Below are 25,485 nucleotides of genomic sequence, written 5' to 3' on the forward strand. Positions count from 1 at the left end.
CTCAAAACACTGTTTTGAGGTTGTGGATATAACTGACGAAGTCAGTAACCATACATACGGCAAGGCGACGTTGACGTGGTTTGAATTTTATTTTCGAAGAGTATAAACAGAAAGGTAGAGCGCGTGTTTGGATTTGAACACGAGTAGAAATTCGTACCTATAAGATGCTTGGAACAGATGTGGTCGAAATGTCAACTGCTCCTGAAGTTATTGTTGTAGCTTACTCAGGTTTGAAACTTCTAGGAATTTTATGTATTACTAACTATACTACTGGTTTCAAAGAAGAGCTTAACCACGAAGAGGTTATAGAAGTGACTGAGTGTGTTAAAGGCTTACTTAAAGCCGTTTTGCTGAATTATTATTATGTTAAAAGAATTGAGGAGTATTTTTCAGAAAATCCCTTATAATCTTAAATTATTCCTAGCAGTCATTTTGCAAGGAATAGTTTCAGGTTTATCTGGTATTTTTCTACATTATCTTTTAAAGATGATAGAGGGGATAGCTTTTGGTCAATCAGAGCATCAAACTGTATTCTTGACAGATGGAGTTTCCTCGTCGCGGATAGGATTAAGTTTAATAATCGTGGGTATCAGCTCATCCTTGGTCTGGTATTTCTTGCAAAAAAAATCACAGATTTTTTCCATTAAAGCACAGATGAAGGATGAGGCTTCACAATACAAACTTCATTTTTTAAAACAGTTATTTCATTCAATTTGGCAGATTATTGCAGTTGGAGGGGGAGCGCCTATTGGTAAAGAAGCTGCGCCAAGAGAGATTGGAACTCTATTTGCAGGGCCAATTGGAAAAATATGTTTTCTCTCTAAGAAGGATCAAACCTTTCTCCTTGCTTGTGGTGCTGGTGCTGGTTTAGCGGCTGTTTATCAGGTTCCATTAACAAGTGTCTTCTTTGTTTTTGAAACCCTAGGAATTGCTCTATCTATTAAACGATTTGTCTTAGTCGGTTTGACTACCTATGTGTCAACCTATACAGCAGGCTTGGTTATTTCAGATCAGGCTCTCTACCAGATTCCAGCTATCGCATGGTCATTAAAGAAAATGTGGATTATTCCCTTATTACTTCTTTTCTTAACCCCACTAGCTTGGATTTTTGGTCGCTTAAGTAAAGAAGTGTCTTCAAACAGAATAAAAGATAAACGAATACTTCTCACATTGCCTACAGCTTTTCTTTTTCTTGCTGGATTGGCAAGCTATTTTCCACATCTACTTGGAAATGGACGTATGATGGCTCAGGAAGTATTGAATGGTAGCAATGGCAAAACAGTATTCCTCTTGTTTATCCTAAAAGCACTGGTCGTTCTTATTACTCTGTGGGCAGGGGCCTATGGTGGTACACTTACGCCATCTTTTGCCTTGGGGATGGCTGGAGCTGCTTTCTTGGGCATGATTCTAGGTGGGGATAGCCAGCCAAGCATTTTGCTTTTGGGATCTGTTTGCTTTTTATCTGTGACCTTGAGGGCACCCATTTCTGCAACCGGATTAGTTATAGGTTTCACTGGGCTAGGTATAGATTCTCTTCCGTATCTCTTAGTAACAGCTGTTTTAGCTTATGAATTTGCAAAAATGTTAGATCGCTTTCCTTGGGCTAGCAGACTGAGTCAGAAGTCAAAGAATAAAGTAATTAGGTAGGAAATGCCCATTTCTTCTAGTTAAGGATTTAACTTAAAAGATTAAAAAAACTCTCAATTTATTTATAACTGTTTGAAATAAAAATGAAGTAGGCCTATTGGAGTCATGGTTGAATCCGATTTTTCCTAGCTATGAAATATAAAAATAAAAAAAGAAAGGTAGAGCGAGATGTTCTGATTTGAACACTAGCGGAAAACTTTTCTAAAAACTCAAAAGAGAAGGGGGAGTTCGGGTTTGAATTGAAGCCGGTCTAATCTTCTCAATATCATCAAAATTAAGAAAGAAAGGAATTGACCCCACCCTAAAAGCAGTGGGAAAAAGATAGTTGGTCTAGCGAGCATCGCTCACTGCACCCAACTCCTATTTTCCCTTTGCTTTTTAACGGGTTTGGTATCTTTCTCAATATAAAATAAAGAAAGGTAGAGCGTGTGTTCTGATTTGAACACGAGCGGAAAACTCGGAAAATAGATAATCTGACTGAGAAATCAGGATTTCTCGTCAGATTCCTAATTTTCAGTCGTTTTCTTGTCGCTCTTTGTATCATAAATTATGTCTATCCATATCGCTGCTCAGCAGGGTGAAATTGCTGATAAAATTCTTCTTCCTGGGGATCCTCTTCGTGCGAAATTTATTGCGGAGAATTTCCTTGAAGATGCTGTTTGTTTTAACGAAGTGCGTAACATGTTTGGTTACACTGGTACTTACAAGGGACACCGTGTATCTGTCATGGGAACTGGGATGGGGATGCCATCTATTTCGATTTATGCGCGTGAGTTGATTGTTGACTACGGTGTGAAAAAATTGATCCGTGTGGGAACAGCAGGTTCATTGAATGAAGATGTTCACGTTCGTGAATTGGTTTTGGCGCAGGCAGCTGCAACCAACTCTAACATCATCCGCAATGACTGGCCACAGTATGATTTCCCACAAATCGCTAGCTTTGATTTGTTGGATAAGGCCTACCATATCGCCAAAGAACTCGGTATGACCACCCACGTTGGGAACGTTTTGTCTTCTGATGTCTTTTATTCAAACTACTTTGAAAAGAACATCGAACTTGGTAAATGGGGAGTCAAGGCTGTGGAAATGGAAGCAGCAGCTCTTTACTATCTTGCTGCTCAATACCATGTTGATGCCCTTGCTATCATGACTATTTCTGATAGTTTGGTCAATCCAGACGAAGATACAACTGCAGAAGAACGCCAAAATACCTTCACCGATATGATGAAGGTTGGCCTAGAAACCTTAATTGCTGAATAAAAGGGAACATAAAAGGAAGATTTTCTGAATGAAAATCTTCCTTTTTTAGTCATTCACTACATACTGACCTTAATGAATGTTACTCTATTGTCTATTTTTTAAGAGATTGTAAGAAATAATCAATCTCTGCTTGAGAATGGAGAATATGCATCTTTTCAGGGTAGGTATCACTTAATTTTTGGTATCTTTCCTTAGCATTATTTGTTCGGCCATCCCAGAGAATCCATCTGATAAACTCCCAATTAAATTGTTCTTTACAGCCAGCCGCCATACTTTCTCTTACTTTTCCCCGGTATTTAAGATAACGTTTAAAGGCTCGTAGCAGACAATTCCAGCGAGAAAAATTGAGAAAGATGATTTGGTCAGCTTCCTGCATTCTTTCCTCATAGAAACACCAAGAATAATTACCATCAATGACCCAATCTTCATGCTTGGTGAGAAAGCTTTTCATCTCGCTCAACATCCATTCGCGATCGCTGTCTTGCCAACCAGGTTGAAATTGTAGTGTGTCCATATGAAGTTTTGGGATGGAGTAGTGGAGAGATAACTTTTCAGCTAGCGTTGACTTACCAGCACCAGAATATCCGATAATTGCGATTTTCATTTTCTACCTTTTCCTATTTGGAGACAAAAAAACAGCCTCTATGGACTGTTTCTTATTTAGCAAGTTTAGCTGAAAGACGAGCTTTGTCGCGGCTTGCTTTGTTTTTGTGAATCAAACCTTTAGTTTCTGCTTTATCGATAGCTGAGCTAGCAGCACGGAAAAGTTCTTCAGATGGGTTTGCTTCGAAAGCTTTGATAGCAGTACGCATAGCTGATTTTTGAGCTGAGTTCTTTTCGTTTTGTTTAACGTTCAATTCAGCGCGTTTGATAGCTGATTTAATGTTTGCCAATGTTCTTACCTCCATATTTACTAACTATACCATTATATCTGAAAACTTACGTTTTGACAAGGGGAAATTATTTTTTTAAGTAAATTTCATCGATTTCATGGTTCTTTGTTTTATGAAGAATCACTTCTGCACGATTTCTGGTTGGTTCAATATAATTTTGTAGATTTGTGAGATTGATACTGGTCCAGACCTGATGGGCAAAGGATTCCACTTCCCCAATCGGCATTTGTGTAAAACGATAATAGTAGCTATCAGGGTCGTTTTGGGCTAGGCTCAGCATCTTCAAGAAACGGTCCAGATACCAACTCTCGATGTCATTCACTGCAGCATCAACATAGATGGAAAAGTCGAAGAAGTCGGTGATATAGAGACGTTCGTTTTGTGGATTTTGAAAAACGTTAATCCCTTCGACAATGACAAAGTCAGCTGCTTTGACGTTTTGTTTTTCCTCAGGAACGATGTCGTAGACTTCATGAGAATAGACAGGAATATCTACATCTTGTCCATTTTTGATGTGATCCAGGAAGTTGAGAAGAGCTTGCATATCATAGCTTTCAGGAAATCCCTTGCGATTTAAAATCCCCTGTTCAATCAAGGTATGGTTGGGATAGAGAAAGCCGTCAGTTGTTACCAACTCAACCGTAGCATCTGTAAGTGTACGGGACAGTAGGATTTGAAGTAGGCGACTAGTTGTTGATTTTCCAACGGCAACACTCCCAGAAACCCCAATGATAAAAGGTTGGGATTTACTTTCACGTTGAAGAAAAATCCCTTTAGAAAAAGCCAAATCATCCTTGGTACGTTTGTAAATCTGGATGAGATGGGCTAGGGGTAGATAGACATCGGTAACATCCTGCAAGCTAATCTGGTCATTAAAACTCTTGATGGATTCTAATTCCTCTTCTGTCAAAGGAGGTGTGGTTTTTCTATGTAAAGATTGCCAAGTCTGGCGGCTGATTTTTTCAAAATGTAAAAATTCGTTGGTCATTTGTTTTCCCCTAGATATTTTGTCTATCATACCATAAAAAGCTAAAAAAATAAAGCGTTTTCTTGACAGATGCTAACTTATTGTTGTATAATAAAAGTGGTTAGAGATTGCTAGTAATGTGAGAGAGGAGTGATTGTTATATAACATTACTAATCAATCATAAATCGCCCAGATGTTTGCTTAAAGAAAGGAGTAAGAGCTATGGCAAGCAAAGGAAAATTTCTCATTTTGTTGGGTGCATTTGTATTAACATTTGGTTTGTATTCAGTAAATACAGTATTTGCTACTGATTCAGTGAATGTTATCGAAAATAAAGATGGTCATGTACTTAGAGTCCCGAAAGATGTCAAAAAAGATGAAATTTTATCTGAGACCGATAAATCTATTCGCTATAGGTTGGATAAAGTTGTTTCTGCAACAGATAATAAAGGAGCAGAATATTCTGCTCCAGGTATTGTGGACACTCGCATAACCAGAGAAGCAGACAATCTCGTTAGTGGTAGGACGGATTATCTAGTAGATTTAAGAGAACTGACAGTTGTGGAAAAATCTTTTTCCGAATTGAGTAAATTGACTGGTCAATTGTTTGGAATTCAGACAGTTTATGCTCAGAATTCTTATAATAATTCTTCTAATAGCACATGGGATGATACGGGAAGTGTCCGTCTCTATATGACAGTTAAATGGACTAAGTATGATGACGGTTCTATCAATATTACCAATGTTTCTGGAGGTTACTCTATCGCTGAGAGGGATGTTACAGTCATCGATTCAAACCTTTTCGTTGGATTAGGTTGGCAAACAAAAACATTTAATCTTGGTGGTCAAGGAGATTGGAGTTGCTATCCTGAGTTTTCAAAAGTAGGAAATCAAGGTTGGATAACTCACAAATATAGTAAATATACAGTATATCTTGACCGATATGGCTCCAAATGGAATGTTGTTTTAGATAATGTTTTGTAGGAGGAAATGCTATGAAGACCCTCAAAAGCTATTTATTGGAACTTTGTTTTATTTTAAGTTTTGCACTACCTTTTATAAAAGGAGCCAATGCGGATAATGGTAGACGCTTTGTGGAAATCTATTACGGTTTTACTTTTTTGATGGAACATGCCATTGTAACAGCTGTATTTATCTGTTCGCTCTTGATTGCTTTCTTCCTAAAAAAACGGTGGACGAAATGGCTTGCTGCTGGTAGTTATTTCTTCTTAGTTCTATGGATTGCTACAGAGGGTTATTTCTTCCGCATGTCGCTAGAAGATTTGATACGCCTTTGGACAAGTTTGGAAATTCTGACACAAACTTATCAGTTGGGCTTTTATCTAAACATTTTGTTGGGAATTTTGTTAATAATAAAGTATTGTAAGGTTAAGCAATCGTAATAAAAATGCGCTTGATTATAGACAATAAATTTGTTGTTTTATCTTGACTGTGATACCTTATAGATCCCAATGGCTTGTCATTCGTTTCCAATAATTGAAAGAGATTGAAGAAAATGTTTTACTTACTAGTTTTCTTCAGTCTTTTTCGTTTTATTATCAATTTGTAAACGATTTACAATTTAAGTCAAATTATGGTAAAATAGTTTCATGAGTAAAATGTATTATGCAGAAAATCCTGACGCTGCTCACGACATTCATGAGTTGAGAGTGGACTTGTTGGGAGAAAAAATGACCTTTTTGACGGATGCGGGTGTTTTTAGCAAGAAAATGGTTGACTTTGGAAGTCAACTCTTGCTCAAGTGTCTAGAGGTCAACCAAGGAGAAACTGTCCTTGATGTAGGCTGTGGTTACGGGCCTTTGGGCTTGTCCTTGGCTAAGGCTTATGGAGTTCAGGCGACCATGGTCGATATTAATAATCGTGCCTTGGATTTGGCGCGACAAAATTCTGAACGAAATAAAGTGGCAGCGACGATTTTCCAGTCCAACATCTATGAACAAGTTGAAGGCACATTTGACCATGTCATTTCCAATCCTCCTATCCGTGCGGGCAAGCAAGTGGTTCATGAAATCATTGAGAAAAGTAAAGATTTTTTGGAAACTGGTGGAGATTTAACAATCGTTATCCAGAAGAAACAAGGGGCTCCAAGTGCCAAGTCAAAGATGGAGGATGTGTTTGGCAATTGTGAAATCGTCAAAAAAGATAAGGGATACTATATCCTTAGAAGTGTGAACGAATGAGAGCAGTTGATTTAATTCAAAAGAAACGAGACGGTCAAGAATTGACTTCGAGTGAAATTGAATGGCTGGTAGAAGGCTATGTGTCAGGAACTGTCCCTGATTATCAGATGTCTGCCTTTGCTATGGCTGTTTATTTCAAAGGAATGACGACTCGAGAAATCTCTGACCTAACTATGAATATGGTCAAGACAGGGCAAGAGTTTGATTTATCCGCTATTGATGGGGTTAAGGTTGACAAGCATTCTACGGGTGGTGTTGGTGATAAGGTGACCTTGATTTTAGCTCCTTTAGTAGCGAGTTTTGGAGTTCCAGTCGCGAAAATGAGTGGTCGTGGTCTCGGCCATACGGGTGGAACAATTGATAAATTAGAATCAATCAAGGGCTATCAAGTAGAACGTAGTCAAGAAGATTTCATTCGTCAGGTTCAGGATATTGGTGTATCTGTCATTGGGCAATCAGACCAGCTGGTCAAAGCGGATAAGCTTCTCTATGCCCTACGTGATGTGACCGCAACTGTCGACACGATTCCTTTGATCGCGAGTTCGGTGATGAGCAAGAAAATTGCGGCAGGGGCGGATGCTATTTTACTAGACGTGACTGTTGGCGAGGGTGCCTTCATGAAAACGGTTGATGAGGCGCGTGAACTGGCTCAAACCATGGTGAAACTTGGTAAGGCTGTTGGACGGAAGACGGTAGCAGTGATTACGGACATGAGTCAACCTTTGGGACAAGCGATTGGAAATCGTCTTGAAATCCTTGAGGCATTGGAGATTTTACAAGGTCAAGGTCGTCAGGATATTACCCACTTCATCTGTGAACTGGCTCAAATTATGCTTGGTTTGGCAAATGTAAATAAAACAGTTGAAGAAGTTCGCCAACATCTTGAAAATGGTCAAGCACTGGCTAAGTTTGAGGAGATGGTCCAAGCCCAAGGTGGAGACTTGGAAGACCTCTATCGTCCTGTAAATGTTACCCATGTGGTGGAAATACCTGCTCAGGAAACGGGTGTCATTTCAGCTCTTCCAGCTATGGAATTTGGGCTTTATGCTATGAGACTGGGGGCAGGCCGTGCAGTCAAGTCTGATGCTTTGGACTATGAAACTGGAATTGTTTTTGAAAAGAAGGTTGGAGACTCCGTTCAAAAGGGAGAAATTGTTGCAAAAGTATACACAAATGGAAAAATTTCTCCTCAGCTAGTTACAGATTTTCAAAAATATGTTAAAATAAATGATAGGGTGCAAAGTTTACGAGAAATTATAGAAATTATCTCATAAACTGCAGGAGAATCCGAATATGAAATTAAACAAATATATCGATCATACGCTTTTAAAACAAGATGCAACAGAAAATCAAATTGATTGTTTGTTGTCTGAGGCTAGGGAGTATGATTTTGCCAGTGTTTGTGTTAATCCGACCTGGGTTGAACATGCTAAAAATGGGCTTGAAGGCACAGATGTCAAGGTCTGTACAGTAGTGGGTTTCCCTTTGGGAGCAACAACTTCAACTGTGAAAGCTTTTGAGACAAAAGAAGCTATCCAAAATGGTGCAGATGAGATTGATATGGTGATCAATGTTGGAGCTCTCAAATCAGGTAATCTTGATTTGGTTGAATCGGACATCCGTGTTGTTGTAGAAGCAAGTGGTGACAAGTTAGTAAAAGTCATTATTGAAGCTTGCCTTCTTACAGACCAAGAAAAAGTTGTGGCTTGCCAATTAGCTCAAAAAGCTGGAGCTGATTTTGTTAAGACATCTACTGGTTTTTCAACTGGTGGTGCGACGGTAGCAGATGTTACATTAATGCGTGAAACAGTTGGACCTGATATGGGTGTCAAGGCTGCTGGTGGAGCTCGTTCTTATGCAGATGCTCTTGCCTTTGTGGAAGCTGGGGCGACCCGTATCGGAACGTCAGCTGGGGTAGCCATTTTAAAAGGAGAATTGGCTGATGGCGACTACTGAGTTGATTGAACTGGCAATTGAAACCAGCAAATATGCCTACGTCCCCTATTCTCACTTTCCTATCGGAGCAGTTTTAGTAGCCAAAGACGGAAGTGTTTACACGGGAGTGAATATCGAAAATGCTAGCTATTCTTTGACCAACTGCGGAGAGCGTACAGCGATTTTTAAAGCAGTTTCCGAAGGCCAAAGAGAGTTTTCCGAATTGATTGTCTATGGACAAACTGAAAAACCAATCTCGCCATGTGGTGCTTGTCGCCAAGTAATGGTCGAATTTTTTGAACAAGATCTAAAAGTGACCTTAGTCGCAAAAGATAAATCGACGGTCGAGATGACGGTCGGGGAATTACTTCCATACTCTTTTACAGACTTAAATTAGTCTGAGTCGCTCTCTGAGTGGCACGGTCCTTGTGGCCAACCAATCCATACTTGCAACATCGTTGCACATCTTATTTAGGAGGTTCAGTAATGAACAAGAAACAATGGCTAGGTCTTGGCCTAGTTGCAGTGGCAGCAGTTGGACTTGCTGCATGTGGTAACCGCTCTTCTCGTAAGGCAGATTCATCTTCTGATGTGAAGACAAAAGCAGCAATCGTCACTGATACTGGTGGTGTTGATGACAAATCATTCAACCAATCAGCTTGGGAAGGTTTGCAGGCTTGGGGTAAAGAACACAATCTTGCAAAAGATAAAGGTTTCACTTACTTCCAATCAACAAGTGAAGCTGACTACGCTAACAACTTGCAACAAGCGGCTGGAAGTTACAACCTAATCTTCGGTGTTGGTTTTGCCCTTCACAATGCAGTTAAAGATGCAGCAGAAGAGCACACTGATTTGAACTATGTTTTGATTGATGATGTGATTAAAGATAAAAAGAATGTTGCTAGTGTAACATTTGCTGATAATGAATCTGCTTACCTCGCAGGTGTGGCTGCAGCAAAAACAACTAAGACAAAACAAGTTGGTTTTGTAGGTGGTATGGAGTCAGAAGTTATCTCTCGTTTTGAAGCTGGTTTCAAGGCAGGTGTTGCCTCAGTAGATTCATCTATCAAAGTACAAGTTGACTATGCTGGTTCATTTGGTGATAATGCCAAAGGTAAAACAATTGCAGCGGCACAATACGCAGCTGGTGCAGACGTTGTTTACCAAGTAGCTGGTGGTACAGGTGCAGGTGTCTTTGCAGAAGCAAAATCACTTAACGAAAGCCGTCCTGAAAATGAAAAAGTTTGGGTTATCGGTGTTGACCGTGACCAAGAAGCAGAAGGTAAATACACTTCTAAAGATGGTAAAGAATCAAACTTTGTTCTTGTATCTACTTTGAAACAAGTTGGTACAACTGTAAAAGATATTTCTAACAAGGCAGAAAAAGGTGAATTCCCTGGTGGTCAAGTAATCGTTTACTCATTGAAAGATAAAGGGGTTGACTTGGCAGTAACAAACCTTTCAGAAGAAGGTAAAAAAGCTGTCGAAGATGCTAAATCTAAAATCCTTGATGGAAGCGTAAAAGTTCCTGCAAAATAATGGATGGAAGTCATTTCTTAGGAAGCGGCCCTCGGCCGCTTTTTAAGAGTTGAGACAAAGTCATTTTGTCTCAGTAAAGCTTGTTACTAGATAAACTAGCAAGTTTTATTGAAATAAAATAAGACTCTGAAAGGAAGAGCACATGGCACACGAAAATGTCATTGAGATGCGTGATATTACCAAGGTGTTTGGTGAATTTATTGCCAACGACAAAATCAACCTGCACCTACGAAAAGGTGAAATTCATGCACTTTTAGGAGAAAATGGGGCTGGTAAGTCCACGCTCATGAACATGTTAGCAGGGCTTCTTGAACCAACCAGTGGTGAAATTGTGGTCAACGGTCAAGTTGTCAACCTCGACTCACCATCTAAAGCAGCTAGCTTGGGAATCGGAATGGTTCACCAGCACTTTATGTTGGTAGAAGCCTTCACAGTGGCTGAAAACATCATTTTAGGTAGTGAATTGATTAAAAATGGTGTGCTAGATATCGCTGGAGCTAGCAAAGAAATCAAGGCTCTTTCTGAACGTTATGGCTTAGCTGTTGACCCTTCTGCCAAGGTAGCAGACATCTCAGTCGGAGCCCAACAACGTGTAGAAATTTTAAAAACCCTTTATCGGGGAGCTGATATCCTTATCTTTGACGAACCGACGGCTGTCTTGACTCCATCAGAAATTGATGAGTTGATGGCTATTTTGAAAAATCTTGTCAAAGAAGGAAAATCAATTATCTTGATTACCCACAAGTTGGATGAAATTCGAGCAGTTTCTGACCGTGTTACAGTTATCCGTCGTGGGAAATCAATTGAAACTGTCGAAATCGCAGGGGCTACCAATGCTGATTTGGCAGAAATGATGGTAGGACGTTCTGTTTCCTTTAAAACAGAGAAACAAGCCTCTCAACCAAAAGAAGTGGTCTTGTCTATTAAAGACTTGGTGGTCAATGAAAACCGCGGTGTTCCAGCTGTTAAAAATCTGTCCTTGGATGTTCGTTCTGGAGAGATTGTTGGTATTGCGGGGATTGATGGGAATGGTCAGTCTGAACTGATTCAAGCCATTACAGGTCTTCGCAAGGTTGAATCTGGTAGCATTGAGCTAAAAGGTGATTCAATTGTGGGCTTGCACCCACGACAAATTACAGAGTTGAGTGTTGGGCACGTTCCAGAAGACCGTCACCGTGATGGTTTGATTTTGGAAATGATGATTTCTGAAAATATTGCCCTTCAAACCTACTATAAAGAACCACATAGTAAAAATGGAATTTTGAACTATTCAAATATTACTTCTTATGCTAAAAAGCTAATGGAAGAGTTTGATGTTCGTGCTGCCAGTGAATTTGTTCCTGCAGCTGCACTCTCAGGAGGAAATCAACAAAAAGCAATTATTGCTCGTGAAATTGATCGTGATCCTGATCTCCTTATCGTCAGCCAGCCAACTCGTGGTTTGGATGTCGGTGCCATTGAATATATCCACAAGCGCTTGATTGAAGAGCGTGATAATGGTAAGGCTGTTCTAGTTGTCAGCTTTGAATTGGATGAGATTTTAAACGTCTCAGACCGCATTGCCGTTATCCACGATGGTAAGATTCAAGGTATTGTATCACCAGAAGCAACCAATAAACAAGAACTTGGTGTCTTGATGGCTGGTGGAAACTTGGGAAAGGAGAAGAGTGATGTCTAAAAAATTACAACAAATTTCGGTTCCCTTGATTTCTGTATTTCTAGGAATTTTACTCGGAGCCATTGTTATGTGGATCTTTGGTTATGATGCTATTTGGGGCTACGAAGAATTGTTCTATACAGCCTTTGGTAGTCTACGTGGGATTGGGGAAATCTTCCGTGCTATGGGTCCTCTGGTCTTGATTGGTCTTGGTTTTGCCGTTGCCAGTCGAGCTGGTTTCTTTAACGTCGGACTTCCTGGTCAGGCTTTGGCTGGTTGGATTCTCAGTGGTTGGTTTGCCTTATCGCATCCTGATATGCCGCGTCCCTTGATGATTCTAGCAACCATCGTGATTGCCTTGATTGCTGGAGGAATTGTCGGAGCAATTCCGGGTATTCTGAGAGCCTATCTAGGGACGTCAGAGGTCATTGTGACCATCATGATGAACTACATCGTCTTGTATGTAGGAAATGCCTTTATCCATGCTTTCCCTAAAGACTTCATGCAAAGTACAGATTCGACCATTCGTGTTGGGGCTAATGCAACTTACCAGACACCTTGGTTGGCTGAGTTGACTGGTAATTCGCGGATGAATATTGGTATTTTCTTTGCTCTCATTGCTGTTGCAGTTATTTGGTTCATGCTCAAGAAAACAACTCTTGGTTTTGAAATCCGTGCGGTTGGTCTTAATCCACATGCTTCAGAATATGCTGGTATTTCTGCAAAAAGAACGATTATCCTCTCAATGATTATTTCAGGTGCCTTGGCAGGTCTTGGTGGAGCTGTTGAAGGGCTTGGAACCTTCCAGAACGTCTATGTTCAAGGGGCATCATTAGCTGTCGGATTTAACGGGATGGCGGTTAGTCTGCTTGCGGCTAACTCACCAATTGGTATTCTATTTGCAGCCTTCCTATTTGGTGTTCTCCAAGTTGGAGCCCCAGGTATGAATGCGGCGCAGGTACCGTCTGAGCTTGTCAGCATTGTAACAGCGTCTATTATCTTCTTTGTCAGTGTTCATTACCTTATCGAACGCTTTGTCAAACCGAAAAAACAAGTTAAAGGAGGTAAGTAAAGATGTCTATTACAACCTTGCTCACCCTCTTGGTGTCTTCTATGCTGATTTACTCAGCCCCCCTCATCTTTACAAGTATCGGTGGTGTTTTCTCTGAACGTAGTGGTGTGGTAAACGTCGGCCTTGAAGGAATTATGGTTATGGGAGCCTTCTCTGGAGTCGTCTTTAACCTTGAATTTGCAGAACAATTTGGAGCAGCAACTCCATGGCTATCCTTGCTTGTAGCAGGATTGGTTGGAGGCCTCTTCTCTATCATCCACGCAGCAGCGACGGTTCATTTCCGTGCAGACCATGTTGTCAGCGGTACGGTATTGAACTTGATGGCGCCAGCCTTGGCTGTTTTCTTAGTGAAAGTCCTTTATAACAAAGGACAAACCGACAACCTAAGTCAGACTTTTGGACGTTTTGATTTCCCAGTCTTGGCAAATATCCCAGTTATCGGTGATATCTTCTTCAAGTCAACAAGTCTGCTAGGTTATATCGCGATTGCCTTCTCATTCCTTGCTTGGTTTATCCTCTTTAAGACTCGCTTTGGTCTTCGTCTTCGTTCTGTAGGTGAACATCCTCAAGCAGCGGATACCTTGGGAATCAATGTCTACAAAATGAGATATTTAGGGGTTATCATTTCAGGTTTCCTAGGTGGAATTGGTGGAGCGATTTATGCTCAATCCATCTCAGTTAACTTCTCAGTAACAACTATTGTTGGACCTGGATTTATCGCTCTTGCTGCGATGATTTTCGGAAAATGGAATCCAATCGGAGCCATGCTTTCTAGTCTATTCTTCGGACTTTCACAAAGTTTGGCTGTTATCGGTTCTCAATTGCCATTCCTACAAGGTGTGCCAACAGTTTATCTTCAAATCGCACCTTATGTCTTGACAATTCTTGTCTTGGCAGCCTTCTTTGGAAAAGCAGTCGCACCAAAAGCAGATGGTATCAACTATATCAAATCAAAATAAGTATACAAAAAAACGTCAGTTCATTCAAACTGGCGTTTTATTTTTTAGGATGTTGATGGGTTAGGTTCAATCCCCAAGGGACTAAATTTTCAGTCTTGTTTTTGATACGAGCGATATTATCCTTATGACGAATGATAATCAAACTAGCAAGTGCTAAGATAATAGCGACGAAGAGAAGGTCATAGTGACTCAGGATAAAACCAAAAAGTGGAAAGAGTAGAACTCCGATGACAGCCGCGATAGATGCTGTGACACTAGATAGCGAAATCATACTACCAAGATAGAGGGTTCCAAAGAAAACAACTGCAAGGTAGAGACAGAAGACAGGAGCAAATCCGAAAATCACTCCAGCACTAGTTGCGACAGCCTTGCCTCCCTTAAATCCTGCAAAGATAGGGAAGGTATGGCCAATGACAGCTAAAAGTCCAAAGATGAGAGGAGAAACGCCTTGCAGATGAAACATAATTGGAAGAAGTGTTGCTAGGGTTCCTTTGAAAAAGTCAATTACAAAGGTTGCCATACCCGCTTTCTTGCCTAAAATGCGGAAAGTATTGGTTGTTCCAGTATTTCCAGAACCATGCTCGCGCAGATTGATTTGAAAGAATACTTGTCCAATCCAGAGACCAGACGGAATCGAACCCAGCAGATAAGCTAGGATTAATAAAACTATTGTAATCATACTCCTATTATATCATGAAATGGAGAAGAAAGGCAGAGAATCTCTTCTGAAATTGTCACATCGGAGAAAGAAAAATTTTGCAAAATCCTTGGAAAACCTGTAGAATAGTAAAGATGAACGAATAGGAGGTTTCTTGTGTCAAAAAAGGAAATCAATATTAACAATTATAATGATGACGCCATTCAGGTGCTAGAAGGGTTGGATGCGGTTCGAAAACGTCCAGGGATGTATATCGGATCGACCGATGGGGCAGGTCTCCATCACCTAGTCTGGGAAATCGTCGACAATGCAGTCGATGAGGCCTTGTCTGGATTTGGTGACCGTATTGATGTGACCATTAATAAAGACGGCAGTTTAACGGTTCAAGACCACGGACGTGGTATGCCGACAGGTATGCACGCTATGGGAATTCCAACTGTTGAGGTTATCTTTACCATTCTTCATGCTGGAGGAAAATTCGGTCAGGGTGGCTACAAGACATCTGGTGGTCTCCACGGGGTGGGTTCTTCCGTTGTTAACGCTCTTTCAAGTTGGCTGGAAGTTGAAATTACCCGTGACGGGGCAATCTATAAGCAACGTTTTGGAAATGGTGGAAAACCTGTTACGACCTTAAAGAAAATCGGTACAGTACCCAAGTCTAAGACAGGTACCAAAGTCACCTTCATGCCGGATGCGACTATCTTTTCTACGACAGACTTCAAGTACAATACCATTTCAGAACGCCTCAATGAGTCAGCCTTTCTCTTGAAAAATGTGACCTTGTCTCTGACAGATAAGCGAACAGATGAAGCGATTGAATTCCACTATGAGAATGGGGTACAAGATTTTGTTTCTTATCTGAACGAAGACAAGGAGACCTTAACGCCAGTTCTTTACTTTGAAGGGGAAGATAATGGTTTCCAAGTGGAAGTAGCTCTCCAGTACAATGATGGATTTTCAGATAACATTCTGTCCTTTGTTAATAACGTTCGTACCAAGGACGGTGGAACACATGAGACAGGACTCAAGTCTGCTATTACTAAAGTCATGAATGACTATGCGCGTAAGACGGGGCTTCTCAAGGAAAAAGATAAAAACCTTGAAGGTTCAGACTATCGTGAGGGACTAGCGGCCGTTCTTTCTATCTTGGTTCCAGAAGAACACCTCCAGTTTGAAGGACAGACCAAGGATAAGCTAGGAAGCCCTCTTGCCCGTCCCGTTGTGGATGGAATTGTGGCTGACAAGTTGACCTTCTTCCTTATGGAAAATGGAGAATTGGCTTCTAACCTCATACGCAAGGCTATCAAGGCGCGAGATGCTCGCGAAGCGGCACGTAAGGCGCGTGATGAGAGCCGAAATGGGAAGAAAAATAAGAAAGATAAGGGCTTGTTGTCTGGGAAATTGACCCCAGCCCAGTCCAAGAATCCTGCTAAGAATGAACTCTATCTAGTCGAGGGGGACTCTGCTGGCGGTTCTGCTAAACAAGGCCGTGACCGTAAGTTTCAGGCTATCTTGCCCCTTCGTGGTAAGGTTATCAATACAGCCAAGGCCAAGATGGCAGATATCCTCAAAAATGAGGAAATCAACACTATGATTTATACCATCGGTGCGGGTGTTGGGGCAGACTTCTCTATTGAAGATGCCAACTATGACAAGATCATTATCATGACCGATGCGGACACCGATGGTGCCCATATCCAGACCTTGCTCTTGACATTTTTCTACCGCTACATGCGTCCGTTAGTTGAGGCAGGTCATGTCTACATCGCCCTTCCGCCTCTTTACAAGATGTCCAAAGGTAAAGGCAAGAAAGAAGAAGTAGCTTACGCTTGGACAGACGGAGAACTAGAAGAACTCCGCAAGCAGTTTGGTAAAGGAGCGACCCTTCAACGTTACAAGGGGCTTGGTGAGATGAATGCGGATCAGCTCTGGGAAACAACTATGAACCCAGAAACCCGTACCCTCATCCGTGTTACGATTGAAGACCTAGCCCGCGCAGAACGTCGCGTCAATGTCCTCATGGGTGACAAGGTCGAACCACGCCGTAAGTGGATTGAGGACAATGTCAAGTTTACGCTAGAAGAAGCGACGGTGTTTTAAGTCACTTTTTAATGAATGGGTATCAACATGAGAGCTGAAACAGAAATGCTAGATCTGATTTTACAGACTGCCAAAACTTTACAAGTCAAAGCTGTCGCTATGTCTGGTTCACGAACGGGTACAAAAGCGCCAAAAGACGAGTTTCAAGACTATGATGTTGTTTATGTCGTGGACGACTTAGATAATTTGACGAGTGACCTTGCTTGGTTGGACCAGTTTGGCAAACGCATTATCGAGCAGCATGTCCTGCTTGATCACCGTCGTCTTTATCTCATGCTCTTTGAAGATGGCAATCGGATTGATTTAACCCTCTGCCCCAAAGACCACATTCAAGAGTGGGTAGAAAGCGAAGCGGATTTCACGGTGCTAGAGGACACTAAGGGCTTATTTGTTCCCTATTTCCCAAGTCCTCAACGTTACTGGACAAGCCCAGCTACTGAAACGAATTTTGTAAAATCCTGTAATGAATTTTGGTGGGTATCATCTTACGTGGTTAAAGGGATTTGTCGGAATCAGCTCATCTACGCGACTGACCATCTCTATGGCATTTGTCAACAAGAATTCTTGAAAATTTTGGCTTGGCAGGTTGCAAGTAATAGGGGAGTAGTCGACATAGGCAAGAATTATAAGTATCTTTTTAACTATTTACCCACTGAGAAAGAAAAGGAATTCTCAGATTTGCTTGATTTTTCAAGTATAGATAAAATCACTCAGTCTTTATTGGCTACGATGCAACTTTTCCATAGAGAAGCTCAAAGACTTGCTCAAAAGCTGGGCTTTGACTACGATAAAGAAGTGGCTGAGAAGATGATTGAGTATGCTGAGGAAAGAGTGAAGAAGTTTGGGAATAACTGGAAAAATGAAAAAGCGAGAGGAGAAGACTCATGATTGAAAAAGTGGAACGCCTCATTACAGAGATTAATCGTATTCATCGAGAATATTCTAAAGATTATTTTGAAACGGGTAAGGTGGAAAAAATCAATCTCAAGCATACCTTTTCAAAAGTTCCGACTAAAGCGATTTTGGCCTACCGTCTGAATTTACATGAGTCAATTAATGATTATCTGATGAAAGCGGATGTCCAAGATATTGCCTATGTTTATCGTGTTAAAACTTCTGAGTCTATTTTAGATAAAATTACACGTTTTTCAGAGCGTCAAGAGGGCTATCCTGTGAATTCCATTCTTAATGATATTTTTGGTGCTCGTATGATTTTAAGTTCCAAAGAGATAGCTCAAGTTATGGAGAAACTAGATGATTGGCAAGAGCTGTACGGACTAAAAAACTGGTATTTACGTGATAAAGATGGCTATGTCGGTATTCATATCTATTTTAAAAATAAAAGTAATTTTTATTACCCATGGGAACTCCAACTTTGGGATAGGAAAGATGTAGATAGCAATATAGCCAGCCATATCAAATATAAACGAGGATTTGTGGAGTAGACATTTCAAGTGGAAATGACGATACAGGAATTGTATGAAACTTACTTACTCTATATTTTTTCTTATTCCATAATATTTACTCTCCATTCTTCGAAAGGAGTTGAACACGCCCTGAATGCTATGTGAAATTTCTTATTAACTGAAGCAACGCATTTTAAACACATTAAACTACAGAAGGATAGTTTGGTTCTTTATAGTAACTGAACACCCTATCTATAAAATCTACTCTACATTCTTTGAAAGGAGTTGAACACGCCCTAAATGATGCGTGAAAAAGATAAATTCTCTGGTGAGCTTGCTTACTTCAAGAATTTTCTATTTTCACTTTGCATTTTTCGGGCTTTGTATCCTATATGAGTAACATTCAAAATATGTCCCTAGAGGACATCATGGGAGAGCGCTTTGGTCGCTACTCCAAGTACATTATTCAAGACCGGGCCTTGCCAGATATTCGTGATGGATTGAAGCCGGTTCAGCGTCGTATTCTTTATTCGATGAATAAGGATGGAAATACCTTTGACAAGAGTTACCGTAAGTCGGCCAAGTCTGTCGGTAACATCATGGGGAATTTCCACCCACACGGGGATTCTTCTATCTATGATGCCATGGTTCGTATGTCACAAGATTGGAAAAATCGTGAGATTCTAGTTGAAATGCACGGTAATAACGGTTCTATGGACGGAGATCCGCCTGCAGCTATGCGTTATACCGAGGCGCGTTTGTCTGAGATTGCTGGCTATCTTCTTCAGGATATCGAGAAAAAGACTGTTCCTTTTGCATGGAACTTTGACGATACGGAGAAAGAGCCGACAGTTTTGCCAGCAGCCTTTCCAAACCTTTTAGTCAATGGTTCGACTGGGATTTCGGCTGGTTATGCCACAGACATTCCTCCCCATAATTTGGCTGAGGTCATTGATGCTGCTGTTTACATGATTGACCACCCAACTGCCAAGGTTGATAAACTTATGGAATTCTTGCCTGGACCAGACTTCCCGACTGGAGGAATTATCCAAGGGCGTGACGAAATCAAGAAAGCCTACGAAACTGGTAAGGGGCGCGTGGTTGTTCGTTCCAAGACTGAGATTGAAAAGCTAAAAGGTGGTAAGGAACAAATCGTTATTACTGAGATTCCTTATGAAATCAACAAGGCCAATCTAGTCAAGAAAATCGATGATGTTCGTGTCAATAACAAGGTGGCTGGTATTGCTGAGGTTCGCGATGAGTCTGACCGTGACGGTCTTCGAATCGCTATTGAGCTCAAAAAAGACGCTAATACGGAGCTTGTTCTTAATTATCTTTTCAAATACACTGATCTGCAAATCAACTACAACTTTAACATGGTGGCGATTGACAATTTCACACCTCGTCAGGTCGGGATTGTCCCAATCTTGTCTAGCTATATCGCCCACCGTCGAGAAGTGATTTTGGCGCGTTCACGCTTTGACAAGGAAAAGGCTGAGAAACGTCTCCATATCGTCGAAGGTTTGATTCGCGTGATTTCGATTTTGGATGAAGTCATTGCTCTTATCCGTGCTTCTGAGAATAAGGCTGACGCTAAGGAAAATCTCAAGGTCAGCTATGACTTTACAGAGGAGCAGGCTGAGGCCATCGTTACCTTGCAACTTTACCGTTTGACCAATACAGACGTAGTTGTCTTGCAGGAAGAAGAAGCAGAACTTCGTGAAAAGATTGCCATGCTGGCGGCTATTATCGGTGATGAGCGGACTATGTACAATCTCATGAAGAAAGAGCTTCGTGAGGTCAAGAAGAAGTTTGCGACTCCACGTTTGAGTACTTTAGAAGACACTGCGAAAGCAATCGAGATTGATACAGCTAGTCTGATCGCCGAGGAAGATACCTACGTCAGCGTGACCAAGGCAGGTTACATCAAGCGTACCAGCCCTCGTTCCTTTGCGGCTTCCACCTTGGAAGAAATTGGCAAACGTGATGATGACCGTTTGATCTTTGTTCAATCTGCCAAGACAACCCAGCATCTCTTGATGTTCACAAGTCTTGGAAATGTCATTTATCGACCAATCCATGAATTGGCTGATATTCGCTGGAAGGATATCGGAGAGCATCTGAGCCAAACCATCACAAACTTTGAAACTAACGAAGAAATCCTCTATGTGGAAGTACTGGATCAGTTCGATGATGGGACAACCTATTTTGCTGCGACCCGTCTCGGTCAAATCAAGCGTGTAGAGCGAAAAGAGTTCACTCCATGGCGGACCTATAAATCTAAGTCTGTCAAGTATGCTAAGCTCAAAGACGAGACAGACCAGATTGTGGCAGTAGCTCCGATTAAACTGGATGATGTTCTCTTGATAAGTCAAAATGGTTATGCGCTTCGTTTCAATATCGAAGAGGTTCCAGTTGTCGGTGCCAAGGCTGCAGGTGTCAAGGCTATGAATTTGAAAGAAGATGATGTCCTTCAATCTGCCTTTATCTGTAATACCTCATCCTTCTACCTCTTGACCCAACGTGGAAGTTTGAAACGTGTTTCTATTGAGGAAATTCCAGCAACAAGCCGTGCCAAACGAGGACTACAAGTCTTGCGTGAGTTGAAAAACAAACCGCATCGTGTCTTCTTAGCAGGAGTAGTTGCAGAACAAGGCTTCGTTGGTGATCTCTTCAGTACAGAAGTGGACGGGAATGACCAAACTCTGTTTGTTCAATCTAACAAAGGAACGATCTATGAAAGTCGATTACAAGACTTGAACCTGTCAGAACGCACAAGTAATGGTAGCTTCATCTCTGACACGATTTCGGATGAAGAAGTTTTTGATGCCTATCTTCAGGAAGCTTATACAGAATTTGAATCTAAGAGATGATAAACAACAATGAAAAGCTTTTCATTGAGAAATTTCTTAAGGCATAGATTTAAGAGTTAAATTTGATTATATATACAAAAACGAACAGTGCTGATTCCCAACTGATAGGGACGTAAGCCTGCTCGTTTTCTTATTTTTAGTGGTATAGACCACTTGATATTTGAATGTGAAATTAGTAACATATGGGCAACTATACAAGTTTAGATAATAAAAAATAATAATTTTTTAAGAAAACGATTGCATCTATAATATTTTTATGTTATACTCTTATTGTTTCAAGAAAGCGCGTTCAAGAAATAATTCGTTCAAATATATATAGGAGTTTTGTATGTCTCAAAACAAACAAGATAAAGGATTTCGTTTTTCTATTCGTAAACGTAGCGTTGGAGTATGTGGTGTTGCCATTGCAACATTTTTGCTAGGTTCTGGCCTTGTATTTCAAACAAATGTAGTAAAAGCAACAGAACCAAGCGTTGCTGCAGTTGCTGGTGAAAATATCGCTGCTCATAAGTCTGCAAGTCAGAGTTCGACTTATTACGATGCAGATGCTTCTAGAGCGGTTGACGGCAATCGAGATAATAACTACAGACATCACTCAGTTACTCATACAAATTTTCAAGATCATTCTTGGTGGAAAGTTGATCTAGCAAAAGAAGAAGGTGTGGGAACTGTTCGTATTTACAATCGTGGAGATGGGGATGTAGCAAATCGTTTATCTAATTTTGATGTTATTTTGTTAGATAAAGATGGTAAGGAAGTAACTCGTCAACATGTCGATAGCTTAAACAATCAACCAACAGTTGATGTTCAATTCTCAGGAGTTAATGCACGATATGTAAAAATTGAATTAAATAAATCTAAAACTCCTCTTAGTTTGGCAGAAGTTGAAGTATATCGTGCTGTAAAAGAAGAAAAAGTAGTAGCAGATAAGAAAACAGAAAACCAAGTTAAAACAGAAAGCAAAGCAAAAACAGACTTTACTGCAGAACTAAATAACTATTTATTTGGTTTAAATTACGATAAACTAAATATTTTAACTAGAAAAGGCGAAGCATTAGAAAATTACACTAATACAAGCACAAAACAACAAGGAAATGAATTTGTGGTTGTAGAAAAAGTGAAGAAAAACCTTTCTAATGGTTCTGCAGATGTTGCCATTAATGGTAACGGAGATATCTTCCTAGGTGCTTTGTTTAAAGCAAATCAAGACCTCCTAGAAAATAAACCACAACAAATTAGTTTAGATCGTAGCAAAGGTAGAATTAGTGTTGATTTACCAGGAATGGTAGGCGGAGATAGCTATGTAGATGCTAATCCAACTGTAAGTGGTATGCAGGAAGGTGTGAATACCTTGTTAAATCGTTGGCATGAAAAATATGCTGCGAAAAATCCTTCTCCAGCACGTATGCAGTACGAATCAACTTCTGCTTACAGCATGAATCAATTGAAAGCAAAATTCGGAAGTGATTTTGAAAAAGTCGGTGTTAATTTGAAAATTGACTTTGAGGCTGTGAACAAGGGTGAAAAACAAGTTGAAGTTGTTGATTTTAAACAAATTTACTATACTGCTAACTTTGATGCTCCAAAAAATCCATCAGATGTATTTGCTCCAGGAGTAACGGTTGACCAATTGAAAGCACGTGGAATTGATGACAAAACACCTCCTGTATACGTGTCAAGCGTTTCATACGGACGTCAAATGTATGTCAAATTTGAAACAACAAGCAAGAGTACAGAGTTGAAAGCAGCAATTAATGCTGTCATCAAAGGGGTACCTATTAAACCAGAATCTGAATGGGCGCGTGTCTTGAAGAATACAACTGTAACAGTTTCAATCGTAGGTGGAAATGCTGATGGCGCTGCACGTGTTGTGACAGGTACAGTAGAAGATTTGAAGAAATTGATTCAAGAAGGAGCTACTTTCAGTACACAAAACCCTGCTGTTCCAATTTCTTATAAGACTGCATTCTTGAAAGATAATCAAGTAGCCACAATTCAAAGCAATACAGACTACATTGAAACTAAAGTGACTTCATATAAAAATGGTTACCTCAATTTACATCATAAGGGAGCTTATATCGCTCGTTACTATGTTTACTGGGATGAAGTAACTTATGATAAGGATGGAGTTGAAAGCATTCGCTCACGTCAATGGGAAGATAATGGTAAAAACAGAACAGCTGGCTTCCAAACTGAACTTCAATTTAAAGGAAATGTACGTAATATACGCGTGAAGATTCAAGAAAAAACAGGTCTTGTTTGGGAACCATGGCGTACAGTTTATAATCGCACAGACCTTCCTCTTGTTCAAAAACGTACAATTATTAACTCAGGTACAACACTAAGACCAAAATACGATGAAAAAGTTGAAAATAACTAATTTTTCACTTGTAGAAGGAATCAGTTCTAAGAGCTGGTTCTTTTTATTGAAGAAATTTTCTGAAAATTACAAAATATACTTGCTATTTTAGAAAAAAAGTGTAGAATATAAGAAATAGGTTTTTAGAATAAGGAGTGGAATATGACAGTAACGATTGATTGGGAAAACCTTGGTTTCTCCTATATGAAATTACCTTATCGCTATATTGCTCATTTTAAAAATGGACAATGGAATCAAGGAGAACTTACAGAAGATGCAACCTTGCATATTTCAGAGTCTTCTCCAAGTCTTCACTATGGTCAACAAGCATTTGAAGGTTTGAAAGCTTACCGTACTAAGGATGGTAGTGTTCAACTTTTCCGTCCTGACGAAAATGCTAAACGTCTGCAACGTACTTGTGATCGTCTCTTGATGCCACAAGTTCCGACAGACATGTTTGTAGAAGCTTGTAAGGCAGTTGTCCGCGCGAATGAAGAATACGTACCACCATATGGAACAGGTGGAACCCTTTATCTTCGTCCACTTTTGATTGGTGTTGGAGATATTATTGGGGTTAAACCAGCAGAGGAATATATTTTCACCATCTTTGCTATGCCAGTTGGAAATTATTTTAAGGGTGGTTTGGTTCCAACCAACTTCTTGATTCAGGATGAATACGACCGTGCGGCTCCAAATGGTACAGGTGCGGCTAAGGTTGGTGGGAACTATGCTGCCAGTCTCTTGCCAGGGAAATTGGCGAAATCACGTCATTTCTCAGATGTTATCTATCTAGACCCATCAACTCATACAAAGATTGAAGAAGTCGGTTCAGCTAACTTTTTTGGAATTACAGCTGACAATGAGTTTGTAACACCATTGAGTCCTTCTATCTTGCCATCTATTACTAAGTATTCTTTGCTTTATTTGGCAGAACACCGCTTGGGCTTGACTCCTATTGAGGGGGATGTCCCAATTGATAACCTTGACCGTTTTGTAGAGGCAGGTGCCTGTGGTACAGCAGCAGTTATTTCGCCAATTGGTGGAATTCAGCACGGTGATGATTTCCATGTATTCTATAGTGAAACAGAAGTTGGCCCTGTGACTCGTAAACTTTATGATGAATTGACAGGTATTCAGTTTGGTGATATTGAAGCGCCAGAAGGTTGGATTGTAAAAGTAGATTAAAATAAACAAAAGGAGATTTTTGATGAAATCGAAAAAGTGGCTCTTAACAGCAGGAGTGGTCCTGAGCACAACAGCTCTTTTAGTGGCTTGTGGAAAAGCTGATAAAGAAGCAGATGCACCGACAACATTTTCATATGTCTATGCAGTAGATCCAGCATCTTTGGACTATAGTATAGCGACTCGTACATCTACAACAGATGTCATCGGGAACGTGGTTGATGGCTTGATGGAAAACGACCAGTACGGAAATGTTATTCCTTCCTTGGCTGAGGATTGGTCTGTGTCAAAAGATGGGTTGACTTATACCTACAAACTTCGTAAAGGAGTTAAATGGTACACTTCTGAAGGTGAAGAATATGCAGAAGTAACAGCCCATGACTTTGTAACAGGATTGAAACACGTAGCTGACGGTAAGTCAGACGGTGTCTCTCTCATCCAAAATTCAATTAAGGGCTTGGATGCCTACATGACTGGTGAGACCAATGATTTCTCTACAGTTGGTGTTAAGGCCTTGGATGATTATACAGTTGAATATACCCTAAACAAACCAGAAAGTTTCTGGAATTCTAAAGTTACAACAGCGACGATGTTGCCTGTAAATGAAGAGTTTTTGAAGGCATCAGGTAAAGATTATGGAGCAGTTACTCCAGCAGGTATTCTTTACAATGGTCCTTATATCTTGAAGACCTTGACTTCTAAATCGTTAATCGAATACGAGAAAAATCCAAACTACTGGGATAAAGAAAAGGTAAAAATTGAAAAGATCAAATTGAC

The 25,485-nt window shown here is 40.4% G+C and carries 23 protein-coding genes and 1 pseudogene; 20 read left to right on the forward strand and 4 right to left on the reverse strand.

The features are described from left to right. Window positions 1-137 precede the first annotated feature (137 nt). From ADI58_RS08360 to deoD, 3 genes and pseudogenes are all read left to right on the forward strand, one after another. A pseudogene (locus tag ADI58_RS08360) lies at window positions 138-407 on the forward strand (phosphorylase family protein); the annotation flags it as partial. Further along, complete coding sequence (locus tag ADI58_RS08365; protein ID WP_049522199.1) at window positions 364-1,647, forward strand: chloride channel protein; 1,284 nt, start codon at window positions 364-366, stop codon at window positions 1,645-1,647. The pseudogene ADI58_RS08360 and the gene ADI58_RS08365, both read left to right, overlap by 44 nt. 549 nt (window positions 1,648-2,196) lie before the next feature. Next, a complete protein-coding gene (deoD, locus tag ADI58_RS08370; protein WP_049522200.1) occupies window positions 2,197-2,907 on the forward strand; it encodes a purine-nucleoside phosphorylase in 711 nt (236 codons plus the stop codon). 91 nt (window positions 2,908-2,998) lie between these two features. Here deoD and ADI58_RS08375 read toward each other — a convergent pair whose 3' ends face one another. The 3 genes from ADI58_RS08375 to coaA all read right to left on the reverse strand — a co-directional run bounded on the left by ADI58_RS08375 (window position 2,999) and on the right by coaA (window position 4,788). Then, window positions 2,999-3,511, reverse strand: a complete 513-nt coding sequence (locus tag ADI58_RS08375) for a DNA topology modulation protein (RefSeq protein WP_049522201.1) — start codon at window positions 3,509-3,511, stop codon at window positions 2,999-3,001. A gap of 52 nt (window positions 3,512-3,563) precedes the next feature. Beyond that, window positions 3,564-3,800, reverse strand: coding sequence for a 30S ribosomal protein S20 (gene rpsT, locus ADI58_RS08380; protein WP_001274000.1), 237 nt, complete (start codon window positions 3,798-3,800; stop codon window positions 3,564-3,566). 67 nt (window positions 3,801-3,867) lie between these two features. Beyond that, on the reverse strand, window positions 3,868-4,788 hold the full coding sequence (coaA, locus tag ADI58_RS08385) for a type I pantothenate kinase (protein WP_049522202.1): 921 nt from the start codon (window positions 4,786-4,788) through the stop codon (window positions 3,868-3,870). A 201-nt stretch (window positions 4,789-4,989) separates the two neighbouring features. Here coaA and ADI58_RS08390 point away from each other — a divergent pair, with 201 nt between their 5' ends. From ADI58_RS08390 to ADI58_RS08435, 10 genes are all read left to right on the forward strand, one after another. After that, window positions 4,990-5,751 carry a hypothetical protein gene (locus tag ADI58_RS08390; RefSeq protein ID WP_049522203.1) on the forward strand — a complete coding sequence of 254 codons (762 nt, stop codon included), beginning with the start codon at window positions 4,990-4,992 and terminating at the stop codon, window positions 5,749-5,751. 11 nt (window positions 5,752-5,762) lie between these two features. Continuing rightward, the gene (locus ADI58_RS08395; RefSeq protein WP_049522204.1) at window positions 5,763-6,170 is read left to right on the forward strand and encodes a hypothetical protein; all 408 of its coding nucleotides are present in this window, start codon (window positions 5,763-5,765) and stop codon (window positions 6,168-6,170) included. A 207-nt stretch (window positions 6,171-6,377) separates the two neighbouring features. Continuing rightward, the gene (locus ADI58_RS08400; RefSeq protein WP_080982514.1) at window positions 6,378-6,968 is read left to right on the forward strand and encodes a class I SAM-dependent methyltransferase; all 591 of its coding nucleotides are present in this window, start codon (window positions 6,378-6,380) and stop codon (window positions 6,966-6,968) included. After that, window positions 6,965-8,242 carry a pyrimidine-nucleoside phosphorylase gene (locus ADI58_RS08405; protein WP_033677429.1) on the forward strand — a complete coding sequence of 426 codons (1,278 nt, stop codon included), beginning with the start codon at window positions 6,965-6,967 and terminating at the stop codon, window positions 8,240-8,242. The genes ADI58_RS08400 and ADI58_RS08405 overlap by 4 nt, the downstream gene beginning before the upstream one ends. Window positions 8,243-8,261: 19 nt before the next feature. After that, a complete protein-coding gene (gene deoC, locus ADI58_RS08410; RefSeq protein ID WP_033677427.1) occupies window positions 8,262-8,924 on the forward strand; it encodes a deoxyribose-phosphate aldolase in 663 nt (220 codons plus the stop codon). After that, entirely contained in the window at window positions 8,911-9,300 is a 390-nt protein-coding gene (locus ADI58_RS08415; RefSeq protein ID WP_049522207.1) for a cytidine deaminase, read from the forward strand. Before deoC ends, ADI58_RS08415 begins: the two co-directional genes overlap by 14 nt. An 89-nt stretch (window positions 9,301-9,389) precedes the next feature. Beyond that, the gene (locus ADI58_RS08420) at window positions 9,390-10,442 is read left to right on the forward strand and encodes a BMP family lipoprotein (RefSeq protein WP_049522208.1); all 1,053 of its coding nucleotides are present in this window, start codon (window positions 9,390-9,392) and stop codon (window positions 10,440-10,442) included. Between the two features lie 142 nt (window positions 10,443-10,584). Further along, the gene (locus ADI58_RS08425; protein ID WP_049522209.1) at window positions 10,585-12,120 is read left to right on the forward strand and encodes an ABC transporter ATP-binding protein; all 1,536 of its coding nucleotides are present in this window, start codon (window positions 10,585-10,587) and stop codon (window positions 12,118-12,120) included. Then, window positions 12,113-13,171 (forward strand): ABC transporter permease, encoded by a 1,059-nt coding sequence (locus ADI58_RS08430; RefSeq protein WP_033683459.1) that lies wholly within the window; start codon window positions 12,113-12,115, stop codon window positions 13,169-13,171. Before ADI58_RS08425 ends, ADI58_RS08430 begins: the two co-directional genes overlap by 8 nt. A 2-nt stretch (window positions 13,172-13,173) precedes the next feature. Continuing rightward, window positions 13,174-14,130 (forward strand): ABC transporter permease, encoded by a 957-nt coding sequence (locus ADI58_RS08435; RefSeq protein WP_049522211.1) that lies wholly within the window; start codon window positions 13,174-13,176, stop codon window positions 14,128-14,130. 37 nt (window positions 14,131-14,167) lie between these two features. On the opposite strand, the gene plsY is transcribed toward ADI58_RS08435, so the two are convergent. Beyond that, window positions 14,168-14,809: a glycerol-3-phosphate 1-O-acyltransferase PlsY gene (gene plsY, locus ADI58_RS08440; RefSeq protein WP_049522212.1), complete on the reverse strand. Its 642-nt coding sequence runs from the start codon at window positions 14,807-14,809 to the stop codon at window positions 14,168-14,170. Window positions 14,810-14,944: 135 nt separating this feature from the next. On the opposite strand from plsY, the gene parE reads away from it, so the two are divergent. The 7 genes from parE to ADI58_RS08475 form a co-directional block, all read left to right on the forward strand. Beyond that, a complete protein-coding gene (parE, locus tag ADI58_RS08445; RefSeq protein ID WP_049522213.1) occupies window positions 14,945-16,888 on the forward strand; it encodes a DNA topoisomerase IV subunit B in 1,944 nt (647 codons plus the stop codon). Window positions 16,889-16,915: 27 nt separating this feature from the next. Beyond that, window positions 16,916-17,776, forward strand: a complete 861-nt coding sequence (locus ADI58_RS08450; RefSeq protein WP_049522217.1) for an aminoglycoside 6-adenylyltransferase — start codon at window positions 16,916-16,918, stop codon at window positions 17,774-17,776. Then, complete coding sequence (locus ADI58_RS08455; RefSeq protein WP_049522214.1) at window positions 17,773-18,333, forward strand: nucleotidyltransferase family protein; 561 nt, start codon at window positions 17,773-17,775, stop codon at window positions 18,331-18,333. The genes ADI58_RS08450 and ADI58_RS08455 overlap by 4 nt, the downstream gene beginning before the upstream one ends. 353 nt (window positions 18,334-18,686) lie before the next feature. Further along, entirely contained in the window at window positions 18,687-21,167 is a 2,481-nt protein-coding gene (parC, locus tag ADI58_RS08460) for a DNA topoisomerase IV subunit A (RefSeq protein WP_080982515.1), read from the forward strand. Between the two features lie 328 nt (window positions 21,168-21,495). After that, the gene (locus tag ADI58_RS08465; protein ID WP_080982516.1) at window positions 21,496-23,547 is read left to right on the forward strand and encodes a thiol-activated cytolysin family protein; all 2,052 of its coding nucleotides are present in this window, start codon (window positions 21,496-21,498) and stop codon (window positions 23,545-23,547) included. 141 nt (window positions 23,548-23,688) lie between these two features. After that, window positions 23,689-24,711 (forward strand): branched-chain amino acid aminotransferase, encoded by a 1,023-nt coding sequence (locus ADI58_RS08470; RefSeq protein WP_033676924.1) that lies wholly within the window; start codon window positions 23,689-23,691, stop codon window positions 24,709-24,711. A 22-nt stretch (window positions 24,712-24,733) separates the two neighbouring features. Beyond that, on the forward strand, window positions 24,734-25,485 hold a 752-nt coding region (locus ADI58_RS08475; protein WP_049522216.1), incomplete at its 3' end, for an ABC transporter substrate-binding protein.

Origin of the sequence: Streptococcus mitis (genome assembly GCF_001074635.1) — a bacterium.
GTDB lineage: Bacteria > Bacillota > Bacilli > Lactobacillales > Streptococcaceae > Streptococcus > Streptococcus mitis_E.

Coding starts and splice junctions, on each gene's coding strand:
- plsY (WP_049522212.1), bottom strand. CDS start 14,809: ATGATTACAATAGTTTTATTAATCCTAGCTTATCTGCTGGGTTCGATT.
- ADI58_RS08465 (WP_080982516.1), top strand. CDS start 21,496: ATGTCTCAAAACAAACAAGATAAAGGATTTCGTTTTTCTATTCGTAAA.
- ADI58_RS08420 (WP_049522208.1), top strand. CDS start 9,390: ATGAACAAGAAACAATGGCTAGGTCTTGGCCTAGTTGCAGTGGCAGCA.
- ADI58_RS08470 (WP_033676924.1), top strand. CDS start 23,689: ATGACAGTAACGATTGATTGGGAAAACCTTGGTTTCTCCTATATGAAA.
- ADI58_RS08450 (WP_049522217.1), top strand. CDS start 16,916: ATGAGAGCTGAAACAGAAATGCTAGATCTGATTTTACAGACTGCCAAA.
- deoC (WP_033677427.1), top strand. CDS start 8,262: ATGAAATTAAACAAATATATCGATCATACGCTTTTAAAACAAGATGCA.
- ADI58_RS08455 (WP_049522214.1), top strand. CDS start 17,773: ATGATTGAAAAAGTGGAACGCCTCATTACAGAGATTAATCGTATTCAT.
- ADI58_RS08390 (WP_049522203.1), top strand. CDS start 4,990: ATGGCAAGCAAAGGAAAATTTCTCATTTTGTTGGGTGCATTTGTATTA.
- ADI58_RS08425 (WP_049522209.1), top strand. CDS start 10,585: ATGGCACACGAAAATGTCATTGAGATGCGTGATATTACCAAGGTGTTT.
- ADI58_RS08375 (WP_049522201.1), bottom strand. CDS start 3,511: ATGAAAATCGCAATTATCGGATATTCTGGTGCTGGTAAGTCAACGCTA.
- ADI58_RS08430 (WP_033683459.1), top strand. CDS start 12,113: ATGTCTAAAAAATTACAACAAATTTCGGTTCCCTTGATTTCTGTATTT.
- ADI58_RS08365 (WP_049522199.1), top strand. CDS start 364: ATGTTAAAAGAATTGAGGAGTATTTTTCAGAAAATCCCTTATAATCTT.
- parC (WP_080982515.1), top strand. CDS start 18,687: ATGAGTAACATTCAAAATATGTCCCTAGAGGACATCATGGGAGAGCGC.
- coaA (WP_049522202.1), bottom strand. CDS start 4,788: ATGACCAACGAATTTTTACATTTTGAAAAAATCAGCCGCCAGACTTGG.
- ADI58_RS08395 (WP_049522204.1), top strand. CDS start 5,763: ATGAAGACCCTCAAAAGCTATTTATTGGAACTTTGTTTTATTTTAAGT.
- deoD (WP_049522200.1), top strand. CDS start 2,197: ATGTCTATCCATATCGCTGCTCAGCAGGGTGAAATTGCTGATAAAATT.
- ADI58_RS08435 (WP_049522211.1), top strand. CDS start 13,174: ATGTCTATTACAACCTTGCTCACCCTCTTGGTGTCTTCTATGCTGATT.
- ADI58_RS08405 (WP_033677429.1), top strand. CDS start 6,965: ATGAGAGCAGTTGATTTAATTCAAAAGAAACGAGACGGTCAAGAATTG.
- ADI58_RS08415 (WP_049522207.1), top strand. CDS start 8,911: ATGGCGACTACTGAGTTGATTGAACTGGCAATTGAAACCAGCAAATAT.
- ADI58_RS08400 (WP_080982514.1), top strand. CDS start 6,378: ATGAGTAAAATGTATTATGCAGAAAATCCTGACGCTGCTCACGACATT.